Genomic DNA, 14,407 nt, shown 5'->3' on the forward strand with positions numbered 1-14,407 from the left:
CGAGACGCAGGACTTCGTCAGGAGGTTTCCCATGTCCAACACTTCCCTCGCCTTCGCATTCGATCCACCATGTCCGCCGCTTGTCGTGACGGCAGCCAAAGCAATGGCGTTGCAATTGGCAGCAGGCAGCGCGCTTTCGCGCAGCGACATCAACCGCATCATGACGGACCACTTCGGCGGAACCGATGCACTCGGGGCATGGTCAGTCCGTGATGCTTACGCTGCGCTCGAGCTGGCGCAGGTTCAACACCTGCAAGCATCAGATCAAGTCCAGCCCACGAGCCCGATCGACGAGGCGGAACAGTTCTTCAGCGGTCTCGATGCCCGAATTCCGGCCCAGACCAACCGCAGCGACGAGCAGATCGAATGGCAGCAGTTTGCAACGCCGCCGCGCCTTGCCTGGCTCGCTGCCCGGGCTTGCGCGCTGAGCGTCGATGAGCTCGCGCTTGAACCCTCGGCCGGAACGGGGATGCTCGCAGTCTGGGCGGCAAAGGCTGGCGCGCGCCTTGCCCTCAACGAAATCTCGCCGCTGCGCCGCGACTGCCTGACTGCTGTGTTCCCCGCTTCCCGTGTGACTGGATACGATGCCGAGCTGATCGAAGAATTGCTCGATCCGGCCATCGTCCCAAGCGTCGTGCTCATGAACCCGCCGTATTCTCACGGGATCGAGCGGGGCCACGATGGCCGCACCGGGGCGAGGCATCTGCGATCGGCCTGGAACCGGCTTGCGCCCGGCGGGCGGCTTGTGGCGATCATGCCTGAATGGTTCGACTGCGTGCGGTTTTTGGCCGGGGCGAAAGGGCCAGTTTCGCTGAGGCTCAATGCCGCCGTCGAACGCGCGTTCGTCAGGCAGGGCACCGGCATTACCACGCGGCTGTTGGTCTTCGACAAGGCGGAAGGCTCCAATGAGCCTGTCGCTATCCGCACAAACGACTTTCCCCAGTTGGTCGATCTCGTCGATGCTTTGCCGGCTCGCGCCAGCCTGGAGGCTGTTCCAGAGCAATCGAGCCTTCCCGCTCGTGCGCCGTTTCGCCTGGTGGCGGTGCCGCGCCGGCCGCTGCCGATACCAGCCAGGATCACGCCTCCAGCCTCCGCCATCGGGTCGCTCACCTACCATTCGCTCGAAACCCCTGCGCGGCTTGCCCCTCAGGTTGGCCACTATCTGCCCTATCGCCCGAGCAGGATTGTGATCGATGGCGCGGCCGAGCATCCGACGCCGCTCGTCGAGTCTGTTGCCATGGGGTCGATCGCCGCACCGATGCCCGAAGCGGTGCCGCAGCTGCCCAACGGTCTGGTTGCCAAAGGGCTGCTGTCGGCTGCCCAGGCAGAGACTCTGATCTACGCGGCAAGCGCCCATGCGCGCGATCTTCCCGGCCGGTTCGAGCCCGAGGACAAGGGCTGTTCGCTCAAGGCCTCAGCGGAAGGCCAGACCTACCGGCAGGGCTATTTTCTTGGTGATGGAACGGGCGCCGGCAAGGGCCGACAGGTTGCAAGCGTCATCCTTGATCGCTGGGTGCGCGGGGAGCGACGCCATATCTGGGTTTCGAAGAACGAGGCCCTACTGGAAGATGCTCGGCGCGACTGGGCGGCTCTTGGCGGTCTCCCGATCGACATCCAGCCCTTGGCGTCCTGGAAGCTTGGCTCCCCAATCGCCATGCGCGACGGGATTCTCTTCGTCACCTATCCGACGCTCCGCTCGGGCCGAAACGACGCAACACGTCTTGATCAGATCCTCGCTTGGGCCGGTGAAGATTTCGACGGCGTGATCGTGTTCGACGAGGCGCACGCAATGGCCAACGCCGCTGGCGGTGAAGGATCGCGGGGCAAGGTCAAGGGATCGGAGCAAGGGATTGCCGGGGTGCGTCTGCAGAACCTCCTGCCCCGGGCAAGGGTGCTCTACGCCTCGGCAACTGGTGCGTCCGACGTCAACAATCTGGCCTATGCGACGCGCCTCGGGCTGTGGGGGCCTGAGACCGCCTTCGCCAATCGTGAGGCCTTCGTTGCCGATATTCGCGATGGCGGCATCGCCGCGATGGAACTGGTCGCGCGGGACCTCAAGTCGCTCGGACTCTACACAGCCCGGGCCCTTTCATTCGCCGGTGTCGAATATGAGATCCTCGAGCATTGCCTGACCGAGGATCAGATCGCGATCTACGATGCCTATGCCGAAGCCTGGGCGATCATTCACGCCAACCTGCGCGAAGCGTTGGAGGCGACGCGGATCGTCGACGGCGAGACCGGGGGCACGCTCAACTCCGGTGCCAAGTCCGCAGCGCTGTCGATCTTCGAGGGAACCAAGCAGCGCTTCTTCGCGCAGCTGCTTTTATCGATGAAGCTCCCCAGCTTGCTGCCCGCGATCGATACGGCGATCGCCGATGGGCATGCCGTTGTCGTGCAACTCGTCTCAACGGCAGAGGCCATGCTCGACCGGCGACTTGCCGACCTGTCTGACGAGGAACGCGAAGCTCTCGAGATCGATCTGTCCCCGCGAGAATATGTGATCGACTATCTCGCCAAGAGCTTTCCTGTCCGCCTGATGGCGGTGTTCACCGACGAAAACGGCAATCCTCGCTCCGAGCCGATGAGCGACGAGTATGGCGCGCCCGTTTTGTGTCGATCGGCACTCGCCGCGCGCGACCGGATGATCGAGCAGCTCTGTGCCTTGCCGCCGATTGCTACCGCGCTCGATGCCATCATTGAGCGCTTCGGCGTTGAGCAGGTTGCAGAGGTCACTGGTCGCACGCGTCGGCTTATCGTTGGCGGCGACGGTCGTCAGAAACTCCAATCCCGCTCGCCGCGCGCCCACGTTGCTGAAACGCAGGCATTCATGGACGGTGCCAAGCGCATCCTGGTGTTCTCCGATGCCGGGGGGACGGGGCGCAGCTACCACGCCGATCTGGCCGCGAAGAACCAGGCCCGCCGCGTCCACTTCCTGCTCGAGCCGGGCTGGCGGGCTGACGCCGCAATCCAGGGGCTCGGGCGGACCAATCGCACCAATCAGGCATCGGCCCCGCTGTTCAGGCCCGTGACGACAGATGTGCGCGGCGAGCGTCGCTTCATCTCGACGATCGCGCGGCGTCTGGACAGCCTTGGTGCTCTGACGCGCGGGCAACGCCAGACCGGCGGCCAGAACCTCTTCGATCCCGCCGACAATCTCGAAAGCACCTACGCCAAGGAGGCGCTCCATCGCTGGTTCGGCCTCTTGTTCACCGGCAAGCTCGAAGCGGTCAGCCTCGGGCGCTTCCAGGAGCTGACAGGCCTGCGGATCGAGGCGCCTGACGGGTCGATGGTCGATGACCTGCCGTCGATCCAGCGCTGGCTCAACCGCATCCTGGCGCTTCCCATAGCCCTGCAGAACGCGATCTTCGATGAGTTCATGGGGCTGGTCGAAGCGCGTATCGATGCCGCCCGGCAGGCTGGCACGCTCGATCTCGGCCTCGAGACCATCGCAGTCGAGGACTTCACTGTCCTGTTGGACACGCTGCTGCGCACCGATCCGGCATCGGGCGCGACGACCCATCTCCTCGAACTGGAGATCGCCAGAGCCTTGAAGCCGCTCACGTTGAAGCGGCTCGAGGAGATCCACGGCCTCACCGGGCAGCGGCAACGGCCGGTTCGAAATGCTCGCTCAGGCCGGGTTGCCTTGCTCGTGCCGGCCCGCAGTATTCTTGCTGATGACGGCACCCGCGTTTCCCGCTTCGAACTGCTGCGCCCCTTGAAGCGGACTCACATCACCGAGGATCAGCTCGCTGAGAGCAGCTGGGAGGCAATTTCCGTCGACGTTTTCCGTGAAGCCTGGGCGGCCGAAGTTGAGGAAGCGCGGACCAGCCACAAGCGCGAGCGCCTCTATCTTGCGACGGGCCTCCTGCTGCCGGTCTGGGACAAGCTGCCTTCGGATTTCGTGAGGGTGAGCCGCATCTCGGCTGCCGATGGCCGCTCGCTCCTGGGCCGTGAGGTTCCTGTCCATTGCGTGCCCGAACTGTGCCGGGCGCTGGGACTCGAACGGGAACAGACGCTTTCCGCTGATGATGTTGTCCAGTCCGTCCTCGCGACGGGCAGAGCCATGGAATTCGCTGGCCGTGAACAGCTCATGATCAAACGCAGCTTGGTCAATGGCTCACAGCGACTTGAACTCACGGGATGGAGTGCTGCTCGGCTCGACTGGTACAAGGCCCAAGGCTGCTTTACCGAGATCATTCGCTATCAGACCCGGCTCTTCGTACCGATCGAGGGCGCGGCGAGCGTGATTGCCAGACTGGCATCATCGGCATAGTTCCTTGCCAAATGGCATTATTCGCTGTATATGATGCCATATGGAGAACTGCCATGCTGGCTCTGCAACCCGTTGATACTGCCGTTACCGCCTTCCGGCCTGATCCGATTACCCAGGACGAGGCAGCTGCCATGTTCCGGGCAGTCCTCAATCTGTTCGGCAAGTGGGAGTTGACCGACGAGCAGGCGGCAACTTTGCTCGACATGCCGGTGCGCTCGTATCGCCGATGGAAGGCGGAAGGCCCCGGGCGTATTTCGCGCGATGGGCGTGCGCGCCTCTCCAATCTCATGGGCATCCACAAGGCGCTCCGGATCATCTTCTCGGAGGCGACCCGCGGGTACACTTGGATCAAGGCAGCGAATGAAGCGTTTGGCGGAGCCAGTGCGCTCGAAGTGATGCTGGGAGGCGAGCTTACCGACATCATGCGGGTGCGTCGCTACCTCGACGCCGAGCGCGGTGGCTGGTGAGCGAAACAGCAGAAATCCCCGTTTCCAGAGTTGAGTGGAAGGGCGCTGTCAGGATCATCCGCAGTGCCTTTCCACCGATCGACCTGTTCGAAGACATCGCCGATCCCGCAGACTGGCCGCTTCTGATCTCGGCCGAGCAGAAGACCAATCCTCGCATCATGGCGACGATTGGTAATCTCGACCTCGTTCCGGTTGACCGCCGCGTCGGCGGCAACGGCGCCTCCTACCTCATGGCGCCGTTCACCCATGTCAGCATTGACCGGCCAAGCCGTTTTACTGACGGAAGTTATGGCGTGCTCTATGTCGGGGACCGGTTCGAGACCGCGCTGTTCGAGACGATCCACCACCATGCCCGATTCATGGCACGAACCCACGAAGCGCCTGGCTGGACCTCGCAGTTCCGGGAGATCGTCATGACGGTCGATGCAGACCTGCATGATCTCCGGCCTCAGGCGGGGAAGCCGGATTCGGCGCTCGATCCCGACAGCTATGCCGCGTCTCAAGCGCTCGCGCGGCACCTTTGGGCTGCGGGATCGGACGGGATTGCTTACCCGAGCATCCGGCACCACGGCGGGGAATGCGTCGCGCTATTCTACCCGGATTGCGCATCAAATCCGCTTCAGGGGCGGCACCTCGACTATCACTGGGATGGCGCGCGGGTTGATCTGGTTCGTGATGCGGGATCGGGCGCTGTCTTCCGGATTGTCGATTTGCCGCACGATCCCGCCTGACGGCATGAGTTAGGCTTCCGACCGATTACTGTAGAATCTCCGAGTACCGTTTCCGTCCAGTAGTCTCAAATCTGCGAAGCAGCCTTCACGAGTTTGTCGAGGGCCTTGTCCGGCGAAACTGGTCCCTTGTACAGCGGGCTACACGGTGTCTCTGCGAGCTTGGCGGAAATCGCCAGAAGGTCGTCGTCATCACCCTTCTCATAGGCATAGGCAGCCAGCCAGAATTCGGCCTGCTTAACGAACTCATTGAGGATGCCCACGACGCTCCGGTTCGCTGTCTTTGCATATTGGGCCTTGTCCATCCGCAAGACCTCCTGAGCGATGAATTCGCTCGGGACGCCGTGCTCCTTCAGAACCAGGGCCAATTGTGCGGGGAATCTTCGAGCAAGCGTGGCCGCCGGGGCTAGCGGCATAAGCACGGGAAGCAGCGTGCGCTCAGAAACCAGCAAAGCGAGTTGCGGCTTCCACAATATGATCGTGGCATACCAGCTGCCTAGTGCGGTTTCGCTTGCCTCAGGCGTAACAATGTCGGGTTTGATCCGATCAAGCAGCTTCTTGGTGCAATGGAGGTGGAACATGACGGCGCAGGATAGGGTTTGGCTTCCAGCGCGTCCACTGAAGCTGCTGGCATCAGTGAAAAAATGGCAAGAGCCGCCGACATTCCTGCCAACCGCGACTAAGTTTCAGCTGCCTGATACCTGCCATTAACTCATGTCGCCTAGCGACGGTGGCCAGGCGCGCAAATGCCGCTTTTCGATCCGGATAACTTCCACGCCAGAAGTTGCCCGTGCAGAGATGATTGAAAGTCCAGCGATTGATTTCGACAGAATTGAAAGCATACATCCTTGATTGCTAAACCGAAACCGGTCAAATTTGATTAGGGAGTATCGCGGGCGCCCGTTCCTCTCGCTTCGACGGCGAGATCGAACGGAAACCCGACAGCGCGTGTTGGTTGATGCTCCCAAACCGGAATGGGCTCGATGACTGCAGAGATCGCAATCCTCAATCGCACGGCTGTGGCGCTCGCAGCTGATAGCATCGTGACGCTGGCGGGGCCGAGGTCATCAAAAACGTACGACTCTGCCGAGAAGATATTCCAGCTTTCACGTTTTCAGCCCATCGGGCTGATGATCTACAATAATGCGCTCTTCATGAACGCGCCGCTAGAGGTGCTTGTCCGACGATACCGCGAAAAGGTTCCCACCACCGGTTTTCAGGAGCTGGTGCAGGTCTGGCCGGCGTTCGAAACCTTCCTGCTGAATTTTAAGCGGGAGCGCGAGGATGAAGTCGAGCACTTCCAGGGCATGATTGGCGCCGAGCTTGCAGCATTCGCTGACGCGATCGTAACCCACATGTTGGAAGGCATTGGCAAGAGAAAGAAGAAGGGGGAAGAAACCGCTGCAGAATTGCTCGCACGCCGCGTTCAAGAGCGGACTGCCGAGGCTGAAGCCCGACCACTCGTTCCAGCGTTCCTCGATGACATCACGTTCGAGCAATTTACCGCGGAATATGGCGAAGAGGTGCAAAAAGCGGCCGAGGAGAGGTTCGGGCCGCTCGAAATTGAGGTAACATCACGATTGCACGAGTCGCTTGGCCGGATGATGTTCGCAATCATCAGGTCCGATATTCGAACTGCGGCTTATACCGGTCTCGTGTTTGCCGGCTTCGGTAGTGAGGAGCTGTTCCCAACCCTGTTCGCGTTGGAGGTCGATGGTGTTTATTTCAATCGTCTTCGGACCATGAACAATCATATCGTCGATATTGATCGCCGCGGCGACACAGCGGCTGTGGTGCCCTTTGCGCAAAAAGACATGCCGGAGCGTTTCATTCTGGGCATCGACCGGCAGTTCGAGGGGGCACTTGAGAAAATTGCGGACTCGATTGTCAGCGACGTCCTCGGACAATGCAAGGATGCGTTCGACACGGACCAGGCTGACCTGGTGCGCGTTGCGGCGGCCCGGCAGTTTAAGGACGGGCTCGACCGCTTGAAGCGCAATTCGGAGCAGACGCTCAAGACCGTCGTCAATCACATGTCCAAGAAGGAGCTTGGCGAGGTTGCGTTTTCGCTCGTCGAGTTGACATCGCGCAAGCGCCGTTACTCCACAGATATGGAGACGGTCGGTGGGCCGATCGATGTCGCGATACTGACTCGCAATGAAGGTTTCGTCTGGGTAAGGCGTAAACACTATTTCGACGCCGACCTGAACCCCCAGTATGTTCCGAAGTGAGGAGGGCTACCCATGAACGATTCGCGCCCCCGACATAATGCAGGGCAATCGCCGCATCGAACGATGAGCTCGGGCCAGGCCAACGAGCAGCGCAAGATCGATGATATCGTTCGTCATGTCTCGGAGGCGTTCTCATCTGAGCTGTCTTCGATCATGAATCGCAATAAGCGCTCGTGACCGTCAGCGAGGGCGAAAGAAGCCTCTGATTGAGCTGAACGACCGAACCGCGATTTGGGCGTGGGTGTGGGTGTAGAATCCTCCACCGGGGTAGAGTTGCCCACCCTCGTGGAATAGACCTCGAACGGTGTCAAAAGGCTCAAAAATAGGGACGCCGCCTTTCGCGCGCGTTTCCTGAGCATCTGCTTCAATGTTCTCGTGCAAATGTTTGATGACTGCGCAGTCGAGATAGCGCAGCGGCTTGTCCGCCGCGCCGCCACGCACTGCTTCCTTGTTTTCGGGAATCGGTTTTCCGGCTTTCGCAAGACCTGATTCCAGAGATCGGTAGGCATCGGCGAGTAGCTCGAGATGGCTTCGGATTGTCAGATCGAGACAATTGCCAAGCTCGATCACGGCACCTACGACCGCGCCCTTGGCATAGCGGCCGATCTTAACTCGCTCAGCGGCCCATTCCGCCGCCCGATCTGCGTCGCCTTCCCAAAAATAGGCGCCTGGTCCGAGCCAGTCATAGTCCTTTTCGCTAGCACGCATTGGCGTGCCGGCGAAAATCGCTTCCGCAACTGCTTCGTCACACCCGTGATAGCCGAGGATGAATCCCGATCGGTGCTTGTTCAAGCCGCATCCTCGGATTTTCCGTCACCGCCATATTGCGGCCTCAGCTTACCATCGTCGTCCAGCAACCCCTCATCGGTGAGCCAGCGCTGCGCAAGCTCCTTGGTCTTGGTATTCTCACCAGTGCGACGCAGCAGCATGGCTTTGATCGCTTCTCGTTGCCGATCATCCATTTCACGATCCCTCCTGCTGATTCGTCCGACGCGAGCGCGCATAGGCAGCGGTGATCATCTCGATCATCGTTTCACGACTGTCGTGTGAAAGGCTATTGTCGGCGTAGAGCAAACTGGTGATCTGCGAGAGCGGTTCAGCCGGCATAATGCTCGCTCCGGGTGCGACAAACGGGTCTGCACTTAAGCCCGACCACTGCACCAACGCAGCCAGACTATCTACGTCCGGCCGCTTGCCCTGCGCCATTCGCGTCAACGTTGACGCACTCACACCGGACTGCTCTGCGACCTGTTTCCAGTTGAGCCCGCGGGCCGTGCGCGCGCCATCGAGGGCCGCAAAAAATGCCTCACCTCGAAATTCCACCCTAGACATAATTTCACTCTTGCAATCGGATTTCTATTTCGCCATAATTGCAATATAGCAATTCAAACCCCCAGATGCAATGGAGACCTTGATGACGAACGCAGCTGATACCGACGCTCGCAGCGTCAACTATATCGAGGTGGCTGATCCGCGGCTCGCCTTTCGGCCAGTGGCAATTTCAGATCGCACGCCGACGGGCGACCAGATTCTGGCCGCGTGCGACGTCTCGCCTCGAGAAGACTATGTTGTCCTTCAGTGGCTTGCGTCCGGTGACCTTGAGGAGATCCGGGGCAATGAAACGGTTACGCTCAAGGGCACCGAACCTGCCCGTTTCATCGTAGCGAAAGCTGACCGTCTCTTCCGACTCGTTTTAGATGATCGCTCGATTTCCTGGCCGCTCAAGAAGATCAGCGCTGCGGCGTTGCGGGAACTCGGCAAGATAGACCCGACCGCACGTCTCTATATCAGGCGCGAGGACGAGGCTGATGAACTGATTGCGGATGATGGGGCGGTGGCGCTTGACGACATCGGCGTCGAGAACATCTATTCTAAGCGCGAGGTTTGGAAGCTAAATGTGCAGGGGGTCGTCATCCAGTCTGAGGATCCGACGATCACCGTGCGTGCCGCATTGGTGGCGGCAGGCTTCGATCCCGAACAGGGATGGATTATCGTTCTTAAAGCCTCTGACGCGAAGCGGCAGGTGACGCTCGATGATATTATTGATTTACGCGCGCCGGGCGTGGAAAAGTTGCGACTTACGCCACGCGAGATCAACAATGGTGAGGTGGATGAGGTGCTTCGGCGTGACTTCAGTTTGCTTCCTACAGATGAAGCGGGGCTCAATGCCCGCAATCTCGAATGGGAAACGGTCGTAGATGGCGGTCGACGCTGGTTACTCTTATCCAACTATAACCTGCCAGCTGGCTATACCATTACCGCAGCCACCATCGCTCTCGAAATTCCGCCGGCCTATCCCTCGGCGGAAATCGACATGTTCTATTGCCTGCCGCACCTTGTCCGGATCGACGGTAAGGGCATTCCTCAGACCGAAGCACGGGTGAGTATCCGCGGCCAGTTATTCCAGCGCTGGTCGCGTCATCGCGGGCCGGGGGCACCCTGGCGCCCTCATGCGGATTCAGTCCTTACCCATCTTACGCTGGTCGACGCCGCCATTCTGCGCGAAGTTGAACATGAGCATTGAGCGAGACCTCGTCTTTCCGGGGAAGCTTTACGAGCGCATCCGCCGGCATCTGATCACTCCCGACGGCAACGAGGCAGCGGCGATCCTGTTCTGCCGCGACGCAATGCCAGTTCGTGCTCGTTTGCTCGTAATCGATGCTGTGCTCATCCCTCACGGCTTATGCGCGGACCGGCGCCCGGACTTTATCAGTTGGCCCGGCGAGTTCTTGTCGGACGCCATAGATCGCGCTGAGGAAGAGGGATTATCGCTCATCCTCATACACTCCCATCCCGGCGGCTATTTCTCTTTCTCCAAAACGGATGACGAGAGTGACAAGCTGGCGATTGGTAGCATTTTTGGTGGTTGGTCGGGCGATGTGCCTAATGCGGGCCATGGGTCCGCGATAATGGTTGGTTCCGGCCAAATCCGCGCACGCCTCTATAACGCTGACCTCAAGTCTCGGCCAATCGGGCGTGTCATAGTTGCTGGCGACAATATCGCGATCTGGCGATCTGGAGACCCCGATGCGGCTCCACCGATGGCCTTTGGCTCGGGAATGACCGAGCGGTTGAAGCAGCTCCACGCCTGCATCGTCGGCGTTTCTGGAACGGGATCGATTATCGCTGAGCAGGCTGCCCGGATGGGCTTCGGAAAGCTCACCCTGATCGACTTCGATCGGGTTGAGCACAAGAACCTCAACCGTATCCTCAATTCCTGTCACGCCGATGCCGATCATGGCCGTCGCAAGGTTGAGATGTTCGCCGATGCGGTCGCTCGCTTCAGACCAGATATCTCGATCACTGTCGTGCCTGAGAATATTTTCTCACGGGACGCCGTCGTCGCGGCAGCCCAGGCCGACGTGCTTTTTTCGTGCGTCGACTCGTCCGAGGGACGGCAGATCGCAGATCTGATCGCACGCGCGTTTATGATCCCCCTAATTGATATGGGGGTGACGATCCCGACCCGACGTCTACCGAGCGGCGGAGCTGCTATCGTCGAAGTAATGGGACGTATCGACTATGTGCAGCCGCTTGGCGCGACGCTTGCTGATCGAGGAGTGTATACTCCGGCCTCGCTGCGGGCTGAGTATCTCGCTCGCATCGACCCTGAGGCATTCGCCGCTGAGCAGCGCGAGGGCTATATCAAGGGTGCGCCAGAAGAAGCGCCGTCAGTGATCGCATTGAACATGCGAGCAGCAAGCGCAGCGATGCTCGAGTGTGTCGCCCGCCTCTTCCCATATCGCCATGATGGTAATGGCGAATACGCCCGTACGGTTTTCGCGCTGGCGGACGGCGATGAAGAACATCGCGGCGAAGATGCTTTTGAAATTACCGACACGCGCGACGTAGGTCGCGGGGCCGCTTCTCCCCTACTTGGCCTTCCAGCTTTAGGATAAACGCATGTTCGCTGCTTTCCTGAACAAAGCCAGAAATTGGTTCCGCGGTCTTTTTCGCCCAAGACCGAAGGCCCGAGGGATCGTCTATTACGACGCCGACGAACTGCCACATGAATTGCCTGAATTCGATCTTGCTGTAGCGCGCGAGGATGGCACTCTGTGGACAGCTGGGATGCGATGCCCATGTGGTTGCGGCCGCCGACTTGAGGTTATGCTGCTTCCTGGAGTAACGCCGCGCTGGGACCTACAAGTTGACCCCGATGGGCGTCCGACCCTTCATCCCTCGATATGGGTACAGGACGGCTGCAAAGCCCATTTCTTCCTACGATCGGGCATGGTCGAATGGTGCTAGCCAATGCAGCTCGTCGCCGGGCCTATGAGATATGAGCGTCTCTGAATGAGATGTTTCAGACGGTCCAACGGAGTTGAGTCGACAATCCGCTCCTAAAGTTCATGCGTTGCTAGCCTGAACGAAGGGCTGCTTTCCTCAATCTCAGCGCAGGACTGGAAAGTGTCCAACGTCACCAAGGATAGTCGTTCGTCATTGCCCCGCGCTCTTAAACAGATCTGCTATGAACGCATGAAAGGGGAGTGGGCTTTGCCCTGATTGAGCCATTTGGGCGTCGATGGTCGATGCACCGGGCTCAAAATCAGGAGTGTGTCCCATGATCAAGTCGATTCCACTGAACAAGCTCGTTCAGTCGCCCCGTAATGTCCGGCGTCACAGTGACCCGTCAGCAGATGCTGAGCTCAAGGCCAGCATCGCAGCCCGGGGTGTGCTGCAGAACCTTATTGTTCGGCCCGCCGCCAAGGGCAAGTTCGAGGTCGAAGCCGGAGAGCGTCGTCGCCGCGCTATGCTCGCGCTGGCCGAAGAGAAGCTGCTTGCCCGCGACCATGAAGTCATGTGCCTCGTCCTCGAGGAAAGCGCTGAAGCGGCCGTCGAAACCAGCCTCGCCGAGAACTTTCACCGCCTCGCCATGAACCCCGCCGACGAAGCCCAAGCCTTTGCCGCGCTTGTGACAGGTGGTGCGACTGCGGATGATATCGCCCGCCGCTTCGGTCTGACTGTCCGCTTTGTCGAGGGACGCCTGCGTCTCGCGACGCTTGCGCCCGTCGTGTTTGAGGCTCTGGCATCGGGCCAGATCACCCTCGACATTGCCAAAGCGTTCGGCGCCACCTCGGATCAGGACATCCAGACCCGCGTCTTCGAGCAGGTGTCCTCGGGCTACTATGCGCCCAACCCCGACAGTGTCCGGCGTATGGTCCTGTCCGGGACGGTACGAGGCAGCGATCCGCGCGCCCGTCTCGTTGGCCGCGACGCCTACATCGCTGCGGGCGGCCGCATTGAGCGCGAGCTGTTCGACAACGACGACAGCGAGTCTTGGGTCGATGTCGCGCTGCTCGAAAGCCTCGCGGCAGCAAAGATGGAAGAGCAGGCGAGGGCGCTCGCCGCCGAGCAGGGTCTTGCCTGGGTCAAGCCGACGCTCGATCCCTATGCCAGCCACGATCTGGTCGAAGGGCTGGTCAGGCTTCCCGCCGAACCGGCGCCGCTGACTGAAGCGGAAGTGGCAAGGCTCGACGAACTCGATGCCTCCTATGACGCGCATGCGGCGATCCTGGAAGATGAGGACAGTGCCGAGGAGGCCGTGGCTGCAGCCGAAGCGGCTATCGAGGCCATCGAACGCGAATGCCAGGAAATCCGTGCCCGACCGCCGGTTATCGCGCCGGAGCTCAAGGCCGAGGCAGGAATGGTGCTGGCGCTCTCCCGCGATGGCACGCCGGTTCTCCAGCCGGTGTTCTACGGCGAGCGTCAGGCTGAACCCACCGAAGCCGACGACGGGATCGAAGTCGTTGCAGGCGAAGAAGGTTCGGACAGACGCCGGACCACCTTGTCGAAACGTCTGGTCGACGAACTCGCGATGCAGCGCCGCGATGTTCTGGCATTGCACGTTGCATCTGATCCCGGGCTGGCGCTCGACATCATGGTCTTCACCCTCGCCGATGCCGATACCCACGACTGGCGGGCACGCCCTTCGACCACGCTGCGCGCGCCCGTCCCAACAGGCCCGATCATCGGCTTCGAAGCCAAGGATGCACCGGCGTGCCGCGCGCTTGCCGAGTTCAGGTCCGGTCTCGATGAAAGCTGGCGCGCTGGCGAGGATGCAATGTCCCGCTTCGACCTGTTTCGGGCGCTGCCCGATGACAGCCGCGCCGCCTGGCTGGGTTACGTCGTGGCCCGGTCGCTTGAGGCGAGCCTCAACATGTCCGATGACCGCCAACTCCCGTTCCAGGATCATCTCGGCAGCCTGATTGGCATCGACATGGCGCAGTGGTGGCGTCCGACAACCGCCAACTACTTCGACCGGGTGTCGAAGCAGGTGATCCTCGATGCGCTGACCGATGTCGGCGGTCTCGAACTCTCTTCGCGCTTTGCCTCGGTCAAGAAGGGTGACCTCGCGATGAGCGCCGAGCGCGTCTTCGCCGGCACCTACATCACCGAGGTCGACGTCCGCGAAAAGGCCTTGGCCTGGGTGCCTGAGGTCATGCGCTTCGCTCGCCCTACGCCGGAGGCGGGCGAAGCCGAGATCGACGCAAGCGACGCTGAGTCGGGTATCGACGGCGAAATTCATACCCCCCGCGAGCTGGCCGCCTGACCTCCTCCTGACAGGCAAGGCCACTCGTACCTCGAGAAGCGGTCCTTCGGCTTACGCCGGAGGGCCGCTTCCTTTTTGGAAAGAGAGCAGAGGGGGCTCGGGACCCTGTGGCACTGAGCGGCGAAGCTGTCGCCGACTGTCCAGATGCCGCAATC

General features: G+C 60.7%; 13 protein-coding genes. 9 read left to right on the plus strand and 4 right to left on the minus strand.

The features are described 5' to 3' along the window. Positions 1-31 precede the first annotated feature (31 nt). The 3 genes from SPYCA_RS03605 to SPYCA_RS03615 are packed head-to-tail and all read left to right on the plus strand — an operon-like array spanning position 32 to position 5,471. Positions 32-4,273 carry a strawberry notch family protein gene (locus SPYCA_RS03605; RefSeq protein ID WP_120218979.1) on the plus strand — a complete coding sequence of 1,414 codons (4,242 nt, stop codon included), beginning with the start codon at positions 32-34 and terminating at the stop codon, positions 4,271-4,273. 53 nt (positions 4,274-4,326) lie between these two features. Then, positions 4,327-4,740 carry an MbcA/ParS/Xre antitoxin family protein gene (locus SPYCA_RS03610; protein ID WP_120222131.1) on the plus strand — a complete coding sequence of 138 codons (414 nt, stop codon included), beginning with the start codon at positions 4,327-4,329 and terminating at the stop codon, positions 4,738-4,740. Next, positions 4,737-5,471, plus strand: coding sequence for an RES family NAD+ phosphorylase (locus SPYCA_RS03615; RefSeq protein ID WP_120218980.1), 735 nt, complete (start codon positions 4,737-4,739; stop codon positions 5,469-5,471). Before SPYCA_RS03610 ends, SPYCA_RS03615 begins: the two co-directional genes overlap by 4 nt. Positions 5,472-5,536: 65 nt before the next feature. On the opposite strand, the gene SPYCA_RS03620 is transcribed toward SPYCA_RS03615, so the two are convergent. Continuing rightward, positions 5,537-6,049: a DUF6933 domain-containing protein gene (locus tag SPYCA_RS03620; protein ID WP_120218981.1), complete on the minus strand. Its 513-nt coding sequence runs from the start codon at positions 6,047-6,049 to the stop codon at positions 5,537-5,539. A gap of 402 nt (positions 6,050-6,451) precedes the next feature. On the opposite strand from SPYCA_RS03620, the gene SPYCA_RS03625 reads away from it, so the two are divergent. Next, on the plus strand, positions 6,452-7,699 hold the full coding sequence (locus tag SPYCA_RS03625) for a hypothetical protein (protein ID WP_120218982.1): 1,248 nt from the start codon (positions 6,452-6,454) through the stop codon (positions 7,697-7,699). Between the two features lie 12 nt (positions 7,700-7,711). Beyond that, positions 7,712-7,876 carry a hypothetical protein gene (locus tag SPYCA_RS19185; protein ID WP_172594968.1) on the plus strand — a complete coding sequence of 55 codons (165 nt, stop codon included), beginning with the start codon at positions 7,712-7,714 and terminating at the stop codon, positions 7,874-7,876. 3 nt (positions 7,877-7,879) lie between these two features. On the opposite strand, the gene SPYCA_RS03630 is transcribed toward SPYCA_RS19185, so the two are convergent. The 3 genes from SPYCA_RS03630 to SPYCA_RS03635 are packed head-to-tail and all read right to left on the minus strand — an operon-like array spanning position 7,880 to position 9,031. Beyond that, complete coding sequence (locus SPYCA_RS03630; protein ID WP_172594969.1) at positions 7,880-8,491, minus strand: hypothetical protein; 612 nt, start codon at positions 8,489-8,491, stop codon at positions 7,880-7,882. Beyond that, entirely contained in the window at positions 8,488-8,661 is a 174-nt protein-coding gene (locus SPYCA_RS19190) for a hypothetical protein (protein ID WP_172594970.1), read from the minus strand. Before SPYCA_RS19190 ends, SPYCA_RS03630 begins: the two co-directional genes overlap by 4 nt. Position 8,662: 1 nt before the next feature. Next, positions 8,663-9,031 carry a helix-turn-helix domain-containing protein gene (locus SPYCA_RS03635; RefSeq protein WP_120218983.1) on the minus strand — a complete coding sequence of 123 codons (369 nt, stop codon included), beginning with the start codon at positions 9,029-9,031 and terminating at the stop codon, positions 8,663-8,665. 82 nt (positions 9,032-9,113) lie between these two features. On the opposite strand from SPYCA_RS03635, the gene SPYCA_RS03640 reads away from it, so the two are divergent. The 4 genes from SPYCA_RS03640 (at position 9,114) to SPYCA_RS03650 (ending at position 14,252) form a co-directional block, all read left to right on the plus strand. After that, the gene (locus tag SPYCA_RS03640) at positions 9,114-10,223 is read left to right on the plus strand and encodes a multiubiquitin domain-containing protein (protein WP_120222133.1); all 1,110 of its coding nucleotides are present in this window, start codon (positions 9,114-9,116) and stop codon (positions 10,221-10,223) included. Then, positions 10,213-11,598 carry a ThiF family adenylyltransferase gene (locus SPYCA_RS03645; RefSeq protein WP_120218984.1) on the plus strand — a complete coding sequence of 462 codons (1,386 nt, stop codon included), beginning with the start codon at positions 10,213-10,215 and terminating at the stop codon, positions 11,596-11,598. Before SPYCA_RS03640 ends, SPYCA_RS03645 begins: the two co-directional genes overlap by 11 nt. 172 nt (positions 11,599-11,770) lie before the next feature. After that, positions 11,771-11,950, plus strand: coding sequence for a DUF6527 family protein (locus tag SPYCA_RS19790; RefSeq protein ID WP_443029503.1), 180 nt, complete (start codon positions 11,771-11,773; stop codon positions 11,948-11,950). 313 nt (positions 11,951-12,263) lie between these two features. Continuing rightward, complete coding sequence (locus SPYCA_RS03650; RefSeq protein WP_120218985.1) at positions 12,264-14,252, plus strand: ParB/RepB/Spo0J family partition protein; 1,989 nt, start codon at positions 12,264-12,266, stop codon at positions 14,250-14,252. Positions 14,253-14,407: the final 155 nt, after the last annotated feature.

The organism is Sphingopyxis sp. FD7 (assembly GCF_003609835.1).
Taxonomy (GTDB): domain Bacteria; phylum Pseudomonadota; class Alphaproteobacteria; order Sphingomonadales; family Sphingomonadaceae; genus Sphingopyxis.